The sequence below is a fragment of the Corynebacterium pilbarense genome (genome assembly GCF_026930265.1).
Lineage (GTDB): Bacteria > Actinomycetota > Actinomycetes > Mycobacteriales > Mycobacteriaceae > Corynebacterium > Corynebacterium pilbarense.
Map to the genome: position 1 here is coordinate 1 of NZ_JANRML010000124.1, position 577 is coordinate 577.

The following is a 577-nucleotide window of genomic DNA, read 5'->3' on the forward strand; positions in this document are numbered from 1 at the left end:
TAAATCCGACCTCTAAACCTCAATAAACCGTCGCTATCAAGTAAATATCCCTCATAACGTGGTACTATCATCGTGTTTTGTCCGATAAAACCCTCGATCTCTTTGTACCAGTCATCGTCACGCTGTAAAGTTAGAATATTTTCATGTAGATTAGTCTGAAGAGGCAACACTGAAAAGATGTGTGGTCTCTGACTCAATGCATCTACCACTTGGTTCACTGTTCCCTTTATGTAAGTAATCTCAAAGTCGTACTCGCTAAGCAATTCTGACCAACATTGTTGTCACGCGTTCAGGTCGCTTTGCGTGAAAATGTGTTGTAGTCCACAGTGATCAGTCTTTAATTCAAATTTTCGTCCAACAAGGTAGTGTCTCCAAACCTTCAAGGCATATACGATGGCTAACAACTCCAAATCGTGTGTCGCGTAGTTCTCCTCATGCCTTCTCAGTTTCCTCGAAATGTAAGCAATCACTCGTCCGTCTTGCATCAAGACTCCGCCTAAGCCTTCCTTGGATGTGTCAGTGCATACCAAGAAGTCTGCGTCCATGTCAGGTATCTTTAGTATCGGCGTTGTGGTAA

The 577-nt window shown here is 43.0% G+C and carries 2 protein-coding genes; both read right to left on the reverse strand.

Annotated features, from left to right (window positions below):
• The coding region (locus NUW87_RS11530; RefSeq protein WP_269028670.1) for a hypothetical protein at window positions 1-209 on the reverse strand (209 nt) is incomplete at its 3' end.
• A 72-nt stretch (window positions 210-281) separates the two neighbouring features.
• Complete coding sequence (locus NUW87_RS11910; protein WP_369127943.1) at window positions 282-563, reverse strand: Ty3/Gypsy family RNase HI domain-containing protein; 282 nt, start codon at window positions 561-563, stop codon at window positions 282-284.
• Between the last annotated feature and the right edge of the window lie 14 nt (window positions 564-577).